This window comes from Pseudomonas sp. fls2-241-R2A-110 (assembly GCF_030209165.1).
Classification (GTDB): Bacteria; Pseudomonadota; Gammaproteobacteria; order Pseudomonadales; family Pseudomonadaceae; genus Aquipseudomonas.
In genome coordinates this window covers 186775-203651 of sequence record NZ_JARVSN010000036.1, presented here as the reverse complement: position 1 = coordinate 203651, position 16877 = coordinate 186775, and the positions used below count along the sequence as shown (strand labels likewise).

The 16877-nt window shown below is 58.9% G+C and carries 11 protein-coding genes; 5 read left to right on the top strand and 6 right to left on the bottom strand.

The genetic code is table 11. From position 1 onward, the window contains the following. Positions 1-93: 93 nt before the first annotated feature. Entirely contained in the window at positions 94-1953 is a 1860-nt protein-coding gene (gene cysN / locus QRN31_RS27440; protein WP_285435774.1) for a sulfate adenylyltransferase subunit CysN, read from the bottom strand. 32 nt (positions 1954-1985) lie between these two features. Next, entirely contained in the window at positions 1986-2906 is a 921-nt protein-coding gene (cysD, locus tag QRN31_RS31470; protein WP_350310398.1) for a sulfate adenylyltransferase subunit CysD, read from the bottom strand. A gap of 741 nt (positions 2907-3647) precedes the next feature. Here cysD and QRN31_RS27430 point away from each other — a divergent pair. Then, a complete protein-coding gene (locus QRN31_RS27430) occupies positions 3648-5036 on the top strand; it encodes an FAD/NAD(P)-binding protein (protein ID WP_285435772.1) in 1389 nt (462 codons plus the stop codon). 115 nt (positions 5037-5151) lie between these two features. On the opposite strand, the gene acnA is transcribed toward QRN31_RS27430, so the two are convergent. Continuing rightward, a complete protein-coding gene (gene acnA, locus QRN31_RS27425) occupies positions 5152-7893 on the bottom strand; it encodes an aconitate hydratase AcnA (RefSeq protein ID WP_285435771.1) in 2742 nt (913 codons plus the stop codon). Between the two features lie 222 nt (positions 7894-8115). Here acnA and rlmM point away from each other — a divergent pair, with 222 nt between their 5' ends. Together rlmM and tusA are read left to right on the top strand one after the other, a co-directional pair. Then, positions 8116-9189 carry a 23S rRNA (cytidine(2498)-2'-O)-methyltransferase RlmM gene (gene rlmM, locus QRN31_RS27420; RefSeq protein ID WP_285435770.1) on the top strand — a complete coding sequence of 358 codons (1074 nt, stop codon included), beginning with the start codon at positions 8116-8118 and terminating at the stop codon, positions 9187-9189. 209 nt (positions 9190-9398) lie between these two features. Further along, positions 9399-9650 carry a sulfurtransferase TusA gene (tusA, locus tag QRN31_RS27415; protein ID WP_007945068.1) on the top strand — a complete coding sequence of 84 codons (252 nt, stop codon included), beginning with the start codon at positions 9399-9401 and terminating at the stop codon, positions 9648-9650. Here tusA and QRN31_RS27410 read toward each other — a convergent pair. After that, entirely contained in the window at positions 9647-11056 is a 1410-nt protein-coding gene (locus tag QRN31_RS27410) for an MATE family efflux transporter (RefSeq protein WP_285435769.1), read from the bottom strand. The genes tusA and QRN31_RS27410 overlap by 4 nt on opposite strands. 175 nt (positions 11057-11231) lie before the next feature. Between QRN31_RS27410 and pdxB the strand changes: the two genes are divergently transcribed. Continuing rightward, entirely contained in the window at positions 11232-12374 is a 1143-nt protein-coding gene (gene pdxB / locus QRN31_RS27405) for a 4-phosphoerythronate dehydrogenase PdxB (protein ID WP_285435768.1), read from the top strand. Positions 12375-12557: 183 nt separating this feature from the next. Here pdxB and QRN31_RS27400 read toward each other — a convergent pair whose 3' ends face one another. Then, positions 12558-12737, bottom strand: coding sequence for a PA1571 family protein (locus QRN31_RS27400; RefSeq protein WP_285435767.1), 180 nt, complete (start codon positions 12735-12737; stop codon positions 12558-12560). Positions 12738-12976: 239 nt separating this feature from the next. Here QRN31_RS27400 and QRN31_RS27395 point away from each other — a divergent pair, with 239 nt between their 5' ends. Then, a complete protein-coding gene (locus QRN31_RS27395; RefSeq protein ID WP_285435766.1) occupies positions 12977-14782 on the top strand; it encodes an ABC transporter transmembrane domain-containing protein in 1806 nt (601 codons plus the stop codon). Positions 14783-14857: 75 nt separating this feature from the next. Here QRN31_RS27395 and QRN31_RS27390 read toward each other — a convergent pair whose 3' ends face one another. Then, positions 14858-16786, bottom strand: coding sequence for a transglycosylase SLT domain-containing protein (locus tag QRN31_RS27390; RefSeq protein ID WP_285435765.1), 1929 nt, complete (start codon positions 16784-16786; stop codon positions 14858-14860). Between the last annotated feature and the right edge of the window lie 91 nt (positions 16787-16877).

The window sequence follows — 16877 nt, the reverse complement described above, 5'->3', positions numbered from 1 at the left end:
GATTTGAGGGGGGATGGGGTTTCCGCGTCCTCCTACCCAGAAACAAACACCCCGGTGTTCGGGGTGTTTGTTTGATGTCTGGTTGTTCAATTACTATGTAATGCTCCGCATCAATTGAGCAATCGCCTTATCAAGTTCCGTCTGTCCTGCATTGATTTCAAAGTCAGCGGCCTCCGGCGCTTCATAAGGACTCCCCACTCCCGACAGATTAGGCAATAGCCCTGATCTCGCCTTCTTGTAAAGCCCTTTCACATCGCGCTGCTCGCACACCTCCAGCGGCGTGCTGACAAACACCTCGACAAAGTTCTCTTCCCCTATCAGCTCTCGCGCCATTTGCCTTTCCCGACGGAACGGTGAAATAAACGCCGTCATGACAATCAGCCCGGCATCCATCATCAGTTTGGCCACTTCGGCGATGCGCCGAATATTCTCCACGCGGTCTGCATCAGTGAAACCGAGATCCTTGTTCAGTCCTTGGCGAACGTTGTCACCGTCCAGGAGATAGGTTCGATAGCCACTGGCGTGCAACTCGACTTCCAATGCGTTGGCGAGTGTCGATTTTCCGGAGCCGGACAAGCCGGTAAACCAGATGACCTTGCCCTTGTGGCCATTGAGTTTTTCGCGGTTCTCTCGCGAAATCGACAGCACTTGTGTATGTACGTTTTGTGCACGTCGCAAGCTGTGGGTAATCATCCCCGCAGCTACAGTGGCATTGCTGATGCGATCAACGAGGATGAAGCTGCCGAGTGTCTTCGAGTGCTGGAAGTTGTCGTAAACCAATGGTTTGCTGATCGCCAGCGTGCACACGCTGATATCATTGAGCGACAGCCGGGTGCAGGCTTCATGGGCGAGGGTATTGATGTCTACCCGATACTTGATGTTGGTGATCGACGCGGAGGCCCATTGCGTGGCCAGTTTGATGTCGTAGTTACGACCGTGCAGGCCAGCCTCTTCATTCATCCACACCAACGTCGCTTCGAACTGATCGGTCGTTTCCAACGGGCGTTGGCTCAGGGAAATAATGTCGCCCCGGGAGACGTCAATTTCCTTGCTGAGTTTCAAGGTCACCGCATCGCCAAATACAGCTTCCTGCATCGGGCCGTTCATGCTGACAATTTCAGTTACGGTTGCCGTGTGGCCGGAGAGGGTGACGCGTATTTCGTCGCCAACACTGACCTTTCCCTCACCGACATAGCCACTGAATCCACGAAACGAAGCATCAGGTCGATTGACCCACTGCACCGGAAACACCAGGCGCTCGGATTCGGGAGTGTTGATCTCGATTGTTTCCAGCAAGCCCATTAGCGTCGGCCCGGAGTACCAAGGTGTGTTGGCCGAGCGCTGCGTGATGTTGTCGCCCTTGAGCGCGCTGACCGGTATTGAGGTGATTCGATCAAAGCCCAGTGTGTGTGCGAACTTTTGGAATGTGTCGACGGCGTGTTGAAAGGTGCTGGGGTCATAGCCGACCAGATCCATTTTGTTTACCGCAAGCACCACTTGGCGAATGCCCATCAGCGATGCCAGGTAAGCGTGCCGTCGAGTCTGGGTCAGAACACCTTGCGTGGCGTCGATCAAGATGATGGCCATGTCGGCAGTTGAAGCGCCGGTCACCATATTGCGCGTGTATTGCTCGTGGCCCGGGGTGTCGGCAACGATGAACCTGCGCTTGGCGGTGGCGAAATATCGATAAGCCACGTCGATGGTGATGCCCTGTTCGCGTTCCGCTGACAGACCGTCGACCAGCAAGGCGAAGTCGATTTCGGATCCTTGGGTGCCGAATTTTTTTGATTCGTTTTTCAGGACTGCCAGTTGATCGTCGGTCAGGTGCTGGGCGTCCCATAGCAGGCGTCCGATCAGCGTGCTTTTACCATCGTCCACGCTGCCGCAAGTTATAAAACGCAGCAGGTCCTGGCCTTGCAGCTGTTCAAGGTAAGTCTCAATGGACAAGGGCATGTAGGTGGCTGTTGTTTGCGCTTTAAGTGCCATCAGAAATAACCCTCTTTTTTTTTCTTTTCCATGCTGGCCGAAGTATCACTGTCTATGGTTCGCCCCTGTCGCTCGGAGCTGCCGGAACCGAGCAGCTCCAGCAGAATGTCGGCGACAGTGGTGGCATTCGATTCCACGGCTCCAGTCAGGGGATAGCAGCCAAGGGTACGAAAGCGCACGTGTCTGGCTTCAATCTTCTCTCCGGGCAGTAGGGGCATGCGTTCATCGTCGACCATGATTGTCATGCCGTTGCGCACGACAACGGGTCTCTCCTTGGCGAAGTACAGGGGCACCACCGGGATGTTTTCCTGGTAGATGTATTGCCAGATATCGACTTCTGTCCAATTGGAGAGTGGGAAGACACGAATGTTCTCGCCCTGGTTTTTGCGTGTGTTGTAGATATTCCACAGTTCGGGCCGTTGTTGTTTCGGATCCCATTGATGGCTTTGGGTGCGGAACGAAAAAATGCGTTCCTTTGCCCGGGATTTTTCTTCATCTCGGCGCGCGCCACCAAACACGACGTCAAACTTGTAATGATCCAGCGCTTGCTTGAGCCCTTTGGTCTTGGTGATATCGGTATGTAGTGCCGAGCCATGATCGAAAGGGTTGATGTCTTTGCTGATGGCGTCCGGGTTTACGTGCACGAGCAGATCCATACCGCTTTTCTGAGCGATGCAATCGCGAAACCTGTACATCTCTTGAAACTTCCAGCGCGTGTCGACATGCAGGAGCGGGAAGGGCGGCGGCGACGGGTAGAACGCTTTGCGGGCCAGATGCAACATCACCGCACTGTCCTTGCCCATGGAATAGAGCATGACTGGGTTCTCGGCTTCAGCGACAGCCTCGCGAATAATCTGCAGGCTTTCAGCTTCAAGACGCTTGAGGTGTGGGGTACGCACCTTCAACGAATAGACAGGCATGCAGCAATCGCTTTCGGACTGAGCAGCCGGATAACTTAATAGTCCCAGTTCAACGTTCTCGGGTGCACGGGTGTGTCTGCACACGGCAACCAGTCGACCGCTTGGGAAGAGGGTAATGGGCTTGGCGATATGCGCTTGCAGGCGTTGCAGCGCATCAGAGAGCTGTTGTGCGTCAACGGGATGAGTGCCAAGTGGCACCCAGTAGCGAGCGCCCCGGGCGTCGTTGGCGTGCAAAAAATCAGCACCGTCAGAGGGGCGGTGCAACTGGGCGAACAGCACCAGTTTACGTTTGGTGCGTGCCCTTTCCATGTCCGAAGCGAGGACCAGGGGTGTCGGCTGTCGTCCTGTCTCATCATTCAGGTTTTGTGCGGTCAGCTCGGGAGGAAGCAGTCCCAGTTCGTGAAGTCGCCGTTCGGCTGTGCGCTTGGTATCGGCTTGATTACGTTGGCTCAGGTGGAGAAACGCCAGCTGCGTATCCCAAACCAATGGCGCGTCCAATCCAAGAAAATCAGGGTTTAACACGGACAGCTCCTTTTGTCGCAATACGCAATTTATGCTGGTTTATATGAAAAAACACTGTCTTGATCATTTGGCTTGATTATTTTTTGTATTAAATCACAATCTGCGACATGGTTTCTTCGGAAAGCTTCCACGTGACAGCTTTACGTCAGGATGATTGAGGAAGCCCGCACGCTGGCGGTCCCCTCTGCTGGTTTCGCCCACTTGGATGTCCCAATACTTATGACCGCTTTTCCCCCTCCTGCACGCTGCATCGCGATAATCGGCGCTGGATTCAGTGGAACCCTCACAGCAATCAACACGCTCAAGGCCAACTCGGCAGAGGGGCTGCGTATTCTGCTCATCGAGAAAACCAGGCAGACTTGTCGTGGTCTTGCCTATCGATACGATGACGATAATCTGCTGCTCAATGTTCCCGCAGGCAATATGAGTGCTCTCGCAGATGAGCCCAACGACTTCGTCGCGTTTTGTGAGGAACTGGATCCAGCGTTCAACACCAAGTCATTTATTTCGCGCCGGCTGTATGGGGAGTATCTGGAGCAGAAGTTAAAGGACGCCATGGACCAGTACCCGGGTGTCATTTCAATTGTGAATGCGCAAGTGAATGCTGTGCAGCTGTCAACTGACTGCAAGTCTTACAGGCTTCAACTGGAAGGCGCAGAAGATGTAATGGCTGACAAGGTTGTATTGGCGTTAGGTCACTTTGCACCAAAACTGCCAGCAGGAATCCAGCTCACAGTGAGCAGTCAGGTCGTCAATGCCTTGGACTTCGCCGCTATCGACGCCCTTGACCGAAACGCTCCAGTAGCGGTCCTCGGTATGGGCCATACCGCTATCGATGCGGTGTTCAGGCTGACCAGCTGTAACCCGGACCGCAAGGTCTATATGATTTCGCGGCGGGGTCTTTTGCCTTTTGGTCATCGCTTCAATCCCCAGCCGCCGCGGACTAGCGGATTCCCGTCCTGGCTAGCGTCCATTCCCGTGACCATACGCGCGTATACCCGTGCTGCGCGGGAGGAAGCAAAGGCTCGTGAGGCGCACGGAGGCAACTGGCGGGACATGCTCAATGAGCTTCGCCCTCACACCGCTACGATATGGAAAAGCTTTTCAGACTCGCAGCGGCGGAAATTCCTGCAAAGGGTCCTGCCGTATTGGGATATCCACCGCCACCGCCTGGCACCCGCTTCCGAACGCCGCATCAAGCAACTGATTGAATCGGGGCAGGTTGTTCGACTGGCCGGCAAGGTAACGAGGGTAGAGCATGCCTGTTCAGGTGTGCAGATCGAGGTAGCGCTCAGAGGTCTCAAAGGGTTGAGTAGTATCCAGGTCGGCGCTCTGATCAATGGAACCGGCCCCAGCTATGACATCACTGCTGTGGATCAGCCTATTCTCAATCAGTTGCTATGTGATGGCCTGATCAAACAGGATAAGCAAAAAATCGGGCTTGAGGTGGATGAGCACTATCAGCTCATTACTGCGCAGGGTGATTCGTTGCAAGGACTGCATTACATCGGTCCGATGCTCAAGGCGAGTTTTTGGGAGGCAATTGCAGTTCCAGAACTTCGCATCCATGCACAACAGCTTGGCCGGAGACTGGCAACCCAGTCCTGACCAAGAGGCTTGTCTGAAACTTCGTCCGGCGTTGAAAATCCCGTCAGGCAGCGAGTTGACTGGATTGCCACCAACAAAAACACCGCCCGAAGGCGGTGTTTTTGTCAGCGGTGGATCACGACGCAATCAACTGTCGCAATACATAATGCAAAATCCCCCCCGACTTGAAGTACTCCACTTCATTGAGCGTATCGATCCGGCACAACACCTCGACTTTCTCGCGCTGGCCATCTTCGCGGGTGATCACCAGGGTCAGGTTCATTCGCGGCGTCAGCTCGACGCCGGTCAAACCGAGGATATCCAGGGTTTCCTTACCGGTGAGGTTCAGGCTCTTGCGGTTCTGATCCAGCTTGAACTGCAACGGCAGCACGCCCATGCCCACCAGGTTGGAACGGTGGATGCGCTCGAAGCTTTCGGCAATGACCGCTTTCACACCCAGCAGATTGGTGCCCTTGGCGGCCCAGTCGCGGCTTGAACCCGTGCCGTATTCCTGACCGGCAATCACCACCAGCGGCGTGCCCGACGCTTGATAGCGCATGGCGGCGTCGTAAATCGGCATCCGTTCTCCGGTGGGGATGTAGATCGTGTTGCCGCCTTCTTCACCTCCGAGCATTTCGTTGCGTATACGGATGTTGGCGAAGGTGCCGCGCATCATCACTTCATGGTTGCCGCGACGCGAGCCGTAGGAGTTGAAGTCCCGCGGCTCCACGCCTTTTTCGCGCAGGTAATGGCCGGCGGGACTGTCAGCCTTGATGTTGCCGGCGGGCGAGATGTGGTCGGTGGTCACCGAATCGCCGAGCAGCGCGAGAATCCTCGCCGCAGCGACATCCTTGACCGCCGGCGGTGGCCCGCCGATGTCATCGAAGAACGGTGGGTGCTGGATGTAGGTTGAATCGTCCTGCCAGACATAAGTCGCCGCTTGCGGCACTTCAATGGCCTGCCACTGCTCGTCACCGGCAAACACTTCAGCGTATTCCTTGTGGAACATGGCGGTGTTGACCTGATTCACCGCGTCGGCGATTTCTTTGGTGCTCGGCCAGATGTCCCGAAGGTAAACCAGGTTGCCATCCTTGTCGGTACCCAAAGGCTCGCTGCTGATGTCGATGCGTACTGTGCCGGCCAGCGCGTAGGCAACGACCAGCGGAGGGGAGGCCAGCCAGTTGGTTTTCACCAGCGGGTGCACGCGCCCTTCGAAGTTACGATTGCCCGACAGCACCGAGGCGACGGTCAGGTCGGCAGCCTGAATGGCTTTTTCAATCGGCTCCGGCAACGGCCCGGAGTTGCCGATGCAGGTGGTGCAGCCGTAGCCGACCAGGGCAAAACCCAGCTCATCCAGGTACTGAGTCAGGCCTGCAGCCTTGTAGTAGTCGGTGACCACTTTGGAGCCAGGGGCCAGCGAACTCTTGACCCACGGTTTGCGCTTGAGGCCTTTCTCCACTGCTTTCTTGGCCACAAGGCCTGCGGCCATCATCACGCTCGGGTTGGAGGTGTTGGTGCACGAGGTGATCGCCGCGATCACCACCGCGCCGTTTTTCAACCGGTAGATCTGGCCGTCGTATTCGTAGTCGGCTTCACCGGCCAGATCGGCATTGCCCACCGCAACGCCACCGCCGCCCTCACTTTCGAGGCGACCGACTTCCTTGCTGGTGGGTTTGAATTGCAGGTCGATGAAATCACTGAACGCTTGCGCGACATTCGGCAGTGAGACGCGGTCTTGCGGGCGTTTTGGCCCGGCGAGACTGGCTTCGACGCTGGCCATGTCCAGCGCCAGGGTGTCGGTGAACACCGGTTCCTGGCCCGGCAAGCGCCACAGGCCCTGGGCTTTGCTGTAGGCCTCGACCAGTTTCACGGTTTCCAGCGGGCGACCCGACAGGCGCAAGTATTCGAGGGTGATGTCGTCCACCGGGAAGAAGCCGCAGGTGGCGCCGTATTCCGGAGCCATGTTGGCGATGGTCGCGCGGTCGGCCAGCGGCAGGTCGGCGAGGCCATCGCCGTAGAACTCGACGAACTTGCCGACCACGCCTTTCTTGCGCAGCATCTGCGTGACGGTCAGCACCAGGTCGGTGGCGGTGATGCCTTCCTTGAGCTTGCCGGTGAGTTTGAAGCCGATCACTTCCGGAATCAGCATCGACACCGGTTGCCCTAGCATCGCCGCTTCCGCTTCAATCCCGCCGACGCCCCAGCCGAGCACGCCGAGGCCGTTGATCATGGTGGTGTGGGAATCGGTGCCGACCAGGGTGTCGGGGAAGGCATAGGTGCGGCCGCCCTCATCCTTGGTCCAGACGGTGCGGCCCAGGTATTCAAGGTTCACCTGGTGGCAAATGCCGGTGCCCGGCGGCACCACGCTGAAGTTGTCGAAGGCGCTCTGGCCCCAGCGCAGGAAGGCGTAACGCTCGCCGTTGCGCTGCATTTCGATGTCGACGTTCTGCTCGAAGGCGCTGGCGCTGGCGAACTTGTCGACCATCACCGAGTGGTCGATCACCAGGTCCACTGGCGACAACGGGTTGATCCGCTGCGGATCGCCGCCGGCCTTGGCCATGGCAGCGCGCATGGCGGCCAGGTCGACCACGGCGGGCACGCCGGTAAAGTCTTGCATCAATACCCGCGCGGGGCGGTACTGGATTTCGCGATCGGAGCGTCGCTCCTTGAGCCAGGCGGCAATCGCTCGCAGGTCGGCGCCGGTGACGGTTTTTTCGTCCTCCCAGCGCAGCAGGTTTTCCAACAGCACTTTCAACGACATCGGTAATTTGTCGAGATCACCGAGGCTCTTGGCAGCGTCGGGCAGACTGAAATAATGGTAGGTCTTGTCGTCGACTTGCAGGGTTTTAAGGGATTTAAGGCTATCGAGGGACGGCATTGCGATCACTCCTTTGAGTCCGCACGGCTACGGACTGAGGGGACGGACAGAGCATTCAACCTAGCCCTGTTTGAGCGTTAAAGCTAATAACTGGACTCTATGGATAAGTCCAAGGTTCCGATCTCGGCTATCATGCGCCGGTTTTCGTGACAGGCTTTGCTTCACCGCAAGTCTGGGCATCGCGCAGTGGCTGAATTTCTCGCCATCTGCCCAGGAGTAAGAATGAACACCCTCTTTATGCATTGCCGGCCGGGCTTCGAAGGCGAAGTCTGTTCCGAGATATCCGAACACGCCGCGCGGCTGAACGTGGCCGGTTATGCCAAGGCCAAGGCCGCCAGCGCCTGCGCCGAGTTCATCTGCACCGAAGAAGACGGCGCCGAGCGCTTGATGCGCGGCCAGCGTTTCGCCGAGCTGATTTTTCCGCGCCAATGGGCTCGCGGGATCTTCATCGACCTGCCGGAAACCGACCGCATCAGCGTGATCCTTGCGCACATGGCCGACTTCCCGCTGTGCGGCAGCCTGTGGCTGGAAATGGTCGACACCAATGATGGCAAAGAGCTTTCGAACTTCTGCAAAAAATTCGAAGGTCACCTGCGCAAGGCGCTGATGGCGGCGGGCAAGTTGGTCGAAGACGCCCACAAGCCGCGTCTGCTGCTGACGTTCAAAAGTGGTCGCGAAGTATTCATGGGGCTGGCCGAGTCGAACAACTCGGCGATGTGGCCGATGGGCATTCCACGCCTGAAGTTTCCGCGTGAAGCGCCGAGCCGTTCGACGCTGAAACTGGAGGAGGCCTGGCACCACTTCATCCCCCGCGACCAGTGGGATGAGCGCTTGCACAGCGACATGACCGGCGTCGACCTCGGCGCCGCACCCGGTGGCTGGACCTGGCAACTGGTCAATCGTGGCATGCTGGTAACCGCCATCGACAACGGACCGATGGCCGAAAGCCTTATGGACACCGGCCTGGTGCAACACTTGATGGCCGACGGTTTCACCTTCAAGCCCAAGCAGCCGGTGGACTGGATGGTCTGCGACATCGTCGAGAAACCGGCGCGTAACGCTGCGATGCTCGAAGAGTGGATTGGCGAGGGGCATTGCCGCGAAGCGGTGGTCAATCTCAAGTTGCCAATGAAACAGCGTTACGCCGAAGTGAAGCGTTTGCTGGAGCGGATTGCCGAGGGCTTCAAGGCCCGTGGCATTCGGGTCGAGATTGGCTGCAAGCAGCTCTATCACGACCGCGAAGAAGTGACCTGCCACCTGCGTCGGCTTGACACAAAGAAACCAAAATCCCGCTGAAGTTGTGCACTGATCGTTCCCACGTCGAGGCGTCGAACCGTCCGCGTGGGAATGCATCCCGTGACGCTCTGCGTCACATCCAAAGGCGGAACGCAGAGCGTCCCCGGCGGCATTCCCACGCGGAGCGTGGGAACGATCAACGCGTAACGCAATAGATGACCGAACACCCGGCAATGCGCGACAATGCCGGCCAGTTTCAGGAGTTAATCATGAGTGAAATGCTTGATACGCCGGTAGACGGCACCCTCGACGCCACCGGCCTGAACTGCCCGGAACCGGTGATGATGCTGCACCAGCACATCCGTGACCTGGTGCCTGGCGGCCTGCTCAAGGTGATCGCGACCGATCCCTCGACCCGTCGCGACATTCCCAAATTCTGCGTGTTTCTCGATCACGAACTGGTCGCGCAGCACGAAGAGGCTGGCACCTACCTGTACTGGATCCGCAAGAAACTCGCTTAACCCGCCGATTGGCTGATGCGGATCCGTTTGCGTGCACTGCGCGTGAGACGGATCGACAGCATCAGCGCCGCGCAGCTCAAGCCCACGATCAAACCCTGCCACAGCCCGCTTGGGCCGCTCGGCGTGCCAAACCAGTCGGTCAGCCCCAACGCGTAACCCACCGGCAAACCGATCCCCCAATAGGCGAACAGCGTCAGGATCATCGTCACCCGCGTGTCCTGATAACCGCGCAACGCGCCGGCCGCGGTCACCTGGATCGCATCGGAAAACTGGAACAGCGCCGAATACACAATCAGCATCGACGCCACGCGAATCACCGTAGGATCAGCCGTATAGATCGTTGCGATGTGTTCGCGCAGCAACAGCATCATGCTCGCCGAAATACAGGCGTAAGCCAGCGCCGTGCCCATGCCGACCCCGGCAGCGAAGCGAGCCTCTCGCGGTTCCTGGCGCCCGAGCGCCTGGCCGACCCGAACCGTCACCGCCATGCCCAGGGAGTAGGGGATCATGAACACCAGCGAGCTGAAGTTCAGCGCGATCTGATGTCCGGCAACCACTGTGGCGCCGAGGCTGCCAATCAGCAGGGCGATCACCGCGAAAATGCTCGACTCGGCGAACACCGCAATGCCGATGGGCAGGCCGATGCCCAGCAGGCGTTTGATCACCGACCATTGTGGCCAGTCGAAACGGCTGAACAACTGACTCGACTGGTAAGCCGGTGCCCAGCGCTCCCAGCCGGCCATCCCCAGCGCCATCACCCACATCACGATCGCCGTGGCCCAGCCACAGCCGACACCGCCCATGGCGGGCACACCGAAGTGGCCGTAGATGAAGACGTAGTTCAACGGAATGTTCAGCGCCAGGCCGCACAGGCCAAGGACCATCGCCGGGCGTGTGCGGCCCAGGCCGTCACTGAAGCAGCGCAACACATGGTAGATGGCAACGGCGGGCAGGCCGCTGGCGATGCCGTGCAGGTACTGCATGCACGGGCCGATCAGCTCGGGATCGACCTTCATTTTGTGCAGGATCGGTTCGGCGCTGAACAGCATGGCCGTCGCGATCAGGCCCACGACCAATGCCAGCCACAGCGCCTGACGCACGATCGGACCGATCTCGCTGTGGGTACCAGCGCCGAAACGCTGGGCGACTTTCGGGGTGGTGGCCAGCAGGGTGCCGGTCATCAACAGGAACACCGGCACCCAGATCGAGTTGCCGAGCGCCACCGCCGCCAGGTCGCGCGGTCCGACCCGACCGGCCATCACCGCATCGACGAAGCCCATGGCGGTGGTTGCCAGCTGCGCGATCATGATCGGCAGCGCGAGCGCAAGCAGGGTTTTGAGCTCCAGGCGAACCCGGGCCGGGCGGGTGAGGGAAGTAGCGGCGGGGCGGTCGGTCACGGAATTCAAGGGCGAAACGTCCAAAGATTTTGAGGCGCGAGGCGGCGCATTCTACGCGTTGACGCAGCGGTCAGGAAAAGTCCTGTGTTAGGGATTTGTAAGCGGTTTGCGGATCTTTATGCATCCCGGGTGGCCCATCACCTTCATCTACGCCTAAACTGCCGATCCCCCAAAGGAGCCTGCCATGCTGATTGTTGCCGACGAAAATATACCGCTGCTCGATGCCTTCTTCGAACGTTTCGGTGAAATCCGCCGGGTGCCGGGGCGCTCCATCGACCGCGCCACTGTCGAGCAGGCCGATGTGCTGCTGGTGCGTTCGGTGACCAACGTCAACCGCGCGCTGCTCGAAGGCAGCAAGGTGCGTTTTGTCGGCACCTGCACCATTGGCACCGACCACCTGGACCTGGACTACTTTCAGCAGGCCGGCATCACCTGGTCCAGCGCCCCCGGCTGCAATGCCCGGGGCGTGGTCGACTACGTGCTCGGCAGTCTGTTGACCCTTGCCGAGATCGAGGGCGTCGACCTGAACCAACGCACTTACGGCGTGATCGGTGCCGGTGAAGTCGGTGGCCGCCTGGTCAAGGTTCTGCGTGGCCTGGGCTGGAACGTGCTGGTGTGCGATCCGCCAAGGCAAGCCGCTGAAGGCGGCGATTACGTCAGTCTCGAACAGATCATTGAACAGTGCGACGTCATCAGCCTGCACACCCCTTTGAAGAAACACGGCGCCCAGTCGACCTGGCATCTGTTCGAGCGAAACCGCTTGAACCAGCTCAAGCACGGCGCCTGGTTGATCAACGCCAGTCGAGGCCCGGTGGTGGACAACGCCGCCCTGCGCCAGGTGTTGATGCAGCGTGAAGACCTGCAAGCGGTGCTCGACGTTTGGGAAGGCGAACCTGAAGTCGACGTGGCGCTGGCCGAGCTCTGCGTGTTGGCGACACCACACATTGCCGGTTACAGCCTTGACGGCAAACAGCGCGGGACGGCGCAGATCTACCAGGCGTATTGCGAATTTATCGGGCAAGCGCCGCAGGTCAGCTTGAGCGATTTGCTGCCGGCACCGTGGTTGTCGCAGGTCACCCTGAGCGCCGAAAGCGATCCGGCCTGGGCGTTGGCGATGCTGTGCCGCGGTGTGTACGACCCGCGTCGCGACGATGCGGATTTCCGTCGTAGCCTTGTCGGCAATGTGAGTGAGCAGCGTGCGGCGTTTGATGCGTTGCGCAAGCATTACCCGCAGCGACGCGAGATCGATGGGCTCAAGGTACGGATCGATGGGGATTCGCCTGAGTTGCTGAGGATTGTGTCGGCTTTGGGTGCGACCGCGGTCTAGGAACCGAGTCGGCCCTATCGCGGGCAAGCCACGCTCCCACCGGTTTTGCGTCGTTCAGCTAATTGGCTAACGCCCTAAATGTGTGGGAGCGTGGCTTGCCCGCGATGGCCGCGCCACGATTTCTGGAAAAGCACCCATAAAAAACCCGGCCATCAGGGCCGGGTCAAGAAGACGGTGGCTATATCACTCTTGTTCGGCAGGCTTGACCAATCGCTTTTCCAGTTCGCGGCAAGCGTCCTGGATCATGTCTTCAGTGATCGGTACTTCGCGGCCATTCTCATCAATAATCGAGCAACCCAGAGACTGGTCGCGCTTTGTGCGGATCACTTGAATCTTGTCATCGCTGCTGTGTTGCAAGGACATGGCCTGTCTCCTCTTCAGGTTGTGCGCCTACTTTAAAACCGCCAGGTGACCGGGCTATGACAACTCCCTACGGTCTTTCCAGATCGGCAACCCCACTCCACCAGAAATTCCCGAACGTTGCCACCCGCACTTTAGACCGATAGCGTCTAGCGCCTAGTCTCTGCGGTCATAATTAAAGTGACTCATTGTGATTTACAACGTTTCAGCCCACGTTGAGCGGTGTAGGCTGAGCCCATCCAATGCGTACCTGGAAAACCTCGATGCTCTCTGCCCGTCACCGCCGTGCGATCCGCCTTACCCTGCGATTTCTTGTGCCCTATCGCTGGCAAGCCTTCGGCGCTTTGCTCGCGTTGATCGTCACCGCCGGCATCACCTTGTCCATGGGGCAGGGGATTCGGCTGTTGGTGGATCAGGGGTTCATGACTCAATCGCCACACCTGCTCAACCAATCCATCGGCCTGTTCATGGTGTTGGTGGTGGGGCTGGCAATCGGCACCTTTGCGCGCTTTTATCTGGTGTCCTGGATCGGCGAGCGCGTTGTCGCGGACATCCGCCGGCAAGTGTTCAATCACCTGGTTTATCTGCATCCGGGTTTCTACGAAGACAATCGCAGCTCCGAAATTCAGTCGCGCCTAACCGCCGACACGACGTTGCTGCAATCGGTGATCGGCTCTTCGTTGTCGCTGTTTCTGCGCAATTTGCTGATGGTGATCGGCGGGATCGTCTTGCTGTTCATCACCAACCCCAAACTCACCAGCATTGTGGTGGTGGCGCTGCCCCTGGTGATTGCGCCGATCCTGATCTTCGGCCGCCGGGTGCGCAGCTTGTCGCGCCTGAGTCAGGACCGGATTGCCGACATTGGCAGCTATGTTTCCGAAACCCTTGGTCAGATCAAAACCGTGCAAGCCTACAACCACCAGGTCCAGGACGAGCAACGTTTTGCCGTGACCGTTGAAGAAGCGTTCAACACCGCTCGCAAGCGCATCTTCCAGCGGGCCTGGCTGATTACCCTGGTGATCGTGCTGGTGCTGGGCGCCGTCGGCGTGATGCTCTGGGTCGGCGGCATGGACGTGATCGCCGGGCGCATCTCGGCGGGTGAACTGGCGGCCTTTGTCTTCTACAGCCTGATTGTCGGCAGCGCCTTCGGCACGTTGAGCGAAGTGATCGGCGAACTGCAGCGCGCGGCAGGGGCGGCGGAACGTATTGCCGAGTTGCTGCGTTCGGAAAACATCATCCAGCCCCCAACCACGGGTTTGGTGACCTTGCCTGATCGGGTAAAAGGCAGTCTGGCGCTGCAAGACGTGCGTTTTTCCTATCCTTCACGCCCGGAGAGTTATGCCGTCGATGGCTTGAGCCTGGCCATCAACGCCGGGGAAACCCTCGCTCTGGTCGGTCCGTCCGGTGCCGGCAAGTCAACGGTGTATGACCTGCTGCTGCGTTTCTACGATCCGGCCTCAGGGCAGATTCTTTTGGATGGCGTGCCGCTGACCCAGCTCGATCCCCTCGACCTGCGCCGCTGTTTCGCCCTGGTCTCGCAAACCCCGGCACTGTTCTTCGGCAGCATCGAAGAGAACATCCGCTACGGCAATCCGACGGCGACTTTGGCCCAGGTCCAGGAAGCAGCAAAAATTGCCTACGCCCATGAGTTCATCGAGCAAATGCCCAATGGTTACCAGACCCACTTGGGTGACGGCGGTCTCGGATTGTCCGGCGGTCAGCGTCAACGTCTGGCCATCGCTCGGGCGCTGCTGGTGGATGCACCGATCCTGCTGCTGGACGAAGCCACCAGCGCCCTCGACGCGCAGAGCGAGCACCTGATCCAGCAAGCCCTGCCGAGCCTGATGAAGAACCGCACCACACTGGTCATCGCCCATCGTTTGGCTACGGTGAAAAACGCCGACCGGATCGCGGTGATGGATCAAGGGAAACTGGTGGCGGTGGGAACGCATCAGGAGCTGATTGCGAGCAATGCGCTGTATGCGCGGCTGGCGGCGTTGCAGTTCAGTGATGGGTACACCGCTCTGACTGACCCGGTAACAGAGTAACCGGCCAAGCAGATCGCAAAAAAAATGCCCGCATCAATCGATGCGGGCATTTTTGTTCAGGAGGTCAAACCCTCCTCACTGATCGTCAAAATACCGTTCATGCCAATCAACCAGTGGTTGTGGCGAGTTGAGTTTCTGGCCGTAGATCACCGAGTACGACAGTACGTTTTGCACGTACTGGCGGGTTTCGTCGAACGGAATGCTCTCCACCCACACGTCGAAGCTCAGGTGATCGGCGCCGCGCAACCACTGACGAACACGGCCAGGGCCGGCGTTGTAGGCGGCAGAGGCGAGGACGCGGTTGCCGTTGAACTGACTGTGAACCTGGCTCAGGTAGGCGGCGCCGAGCTGGATGTTTTTGTCCGGGTCGAGCACTTGTTGCGGCGAAGCCAAGGGGATGCTGAATTTACGCGCGGTTTCCTTGGCAGTGCCCGGCATCAGCTGCATCAGGCCGCTGGCGCCGACGCCGGAGCGGGCGTCGTCCATGAAGGCGCTTTCCTGACGAGTGATGGCAAACACCCAGCTCGAATGCAGGCCACGGACCTTGGCTTCACGCACCATGGTTTCGCGGTGGGCCATCGGGAAGCGGATGTCCAGATCGTCCCAGTATTGCGCCTGACTGATGGTGCGGATCGCCGGGAAATACCATTTCAGGTCGTAGGCCAGTTTTGCCTGGGCGACCATTTCATCCCGATTGAAGTGTCGGCTGACGTGGTACCACTCACGGCGTCCATCGACGATCTGCCCGCGAGCGTGGAACTCCAGGGCGCGACGAATGCCCGGCGTGTTGCGTACCTTGTTCATTAACGCCTGGCTCAGCACCAACGGCTTGTTCGCCAGCGAATAGGGAGACTGCGAACGGTCGGCGGCGAGGAAGCCGTAGAAATCGCGCTCACGGGCGAGATTCTTGTAGAGCGTTTGCGCTTCCGGGTTCTGCGGCTGCGCCAGTTCAAGGCTGCGAGCCTGCCAGTAGCGCCAGCGATTGGTGGTCGCCAGATCCTGCGGCAGGCGGCGGGTCAACTGATAGGCATCGTCCCAGCGGGCCAGACGCAGCAATAGGCGCAGGCGCCATTCCGACACAGTGTTGTCGCGCAGCTCGGGGTCATATTTGGTCATGACGTCCAGCGCGCGAGGGTCGAAGCGGCGGGCGAGGGTCAAGCCGATTTCACGGGCGATGGCCACTTTCTCATCACGGGAGAAATGCATACTGCTGGCATAGCCATCCAGCAAGTTCATGGCCTTGTCGGGATCCTCGCGAGCCAGGCGGCGCAAGCCGAGGCTGACCACGTCGGACATCGGCTCATCGGCCGGGGTGAAGCGCGAAGGCTGGTTGAGCAGCTCGGGTTTTTGCGCGACATCAACCAGCAAGCGTCCTCGAGGGGCCAGGGTGGTCAGTCCGCTGATCAGGCTGTTGGCCAGCGGATAGTTGCGTGCCTGGGCGGCGAGTTTGGTGCGCTCCCAGCGTTTTTGTTCGGTCAGTTGGCCTTCGGCGGCCCATTGCCCGAACAGTGCATCGCACGCGGCAGGTTGGGATTTGCCGGTCAGCCAGAGTTTATTCGCGTTGGCGTAGCCTTCGGTTTTCTGGTTGTGACCGATCTGATACTGCGCGTTCAGGCAGTCCAGCTCCGTGAAATTGAGCTTGGGATCGTAATACTTGACGAAGGTCGCCCAGTCACCGCGCTCGGCCAGCCAGCGCAACCAGCGCAGTTTCATCCAGTTGGCTTGGGGCAGGTCACCGTGTTCGGCAAGGAATTTTTCGATCTCGGCATTGCTGGCGGTTTTCAGCCGAGCGGTCAGTTCATCGTAAGCCAGGTACGGCTCCAGCGGATAATCGCTGAGGGCCTGGCTGTAACGGAAATAAGGGCCGGTATCGCCCTTGGCCAAGGCACGCTTGGCCTCATCGTAATATTGACGTTGGGTAGACAGGTCCACCGCCTGGGCGGTTTGAACGGCAGCGGCAGAGAGAATCAAACAAGATAAAAAACTAAAAAGGCGACTGCGCATGAGACGTCCGGGCAGAGAAAATCATGACAAGTGCTGACGTAAGTCGCACTGGATAATCTGTAGCTTAGCCTTTTGCCAGCAACGGGCGAAA

Bases quoted from the DNA above. Each gene is read 5' to 3' on its own strand.
- cysN (WP_285435774.1), bottom strand. From the start codon at position 1,953: ATGCCCTTGTCCATTGAGACTTACCTTGAACAGCTGCAAGGCCAGGAC.
- cysD (WP_350310398.1), bottom strand. From the start codon at position 2,906: ATGCCTGTCTATTCGTTGAAGGTGCGTACCCCACACCTCAAGCGTCTT.
- QRN31_RS27430 (WP_285435772.1), top strand. From the start codon at position 3,648: ATGACCGCTTTTCCCCCTCCTGCACGCTGCATCGCGATAATCGGCGCT.
- acnA (WP_285435771.1), bottom strand. From the start codon at position 7,893: ATGCCGTCCCTCGATAGCCTTAAATCCCTTAAAACCCTGCAAGTCGAC.
- rlmM (WP_285435770.1), top strand. From the start codon at position 8,116: ATGAACACCCTCTTTATGCATTGCCGGCCGGGCTTCGAAGGCGAAGTC.
- tusA (WP_007945068.1), top strand. From the start codon at position 9,399: ATGAGTGAAATGCTTGATACGCCGGTAGACGGCACCCTCGACGCCACC.
- pdxB (WP_285435768.1), top strand. From the start codon at position 11,232: ATGCTGATTGTTGCCGACGAAAATATACCGCTGCTCGATGCCTTCTTC.
- QRN31_RS27400 (WP_285435767.1), bottom strand. From the start codon at position 12,737: ATGTCCTTGCAACACAGCAGCGATGACAAGATTCAAGTGATCCGCACA.
- QRN31_RS27395 (WP_285435766.1), top strand. From the start codon at position 12,977: ATGCGTACCTGGAAAACCTCGATGCTCTCTGCCCGTCACCGCCGTGCG.
- QRN31_RS27390 (WP_285435765.1), bottom strand. From the start codon at position 16,786: ATGCGCAGTCGCCTTTTTAGTTTTTTATCTTGTTTGATTCTCTCTGCC.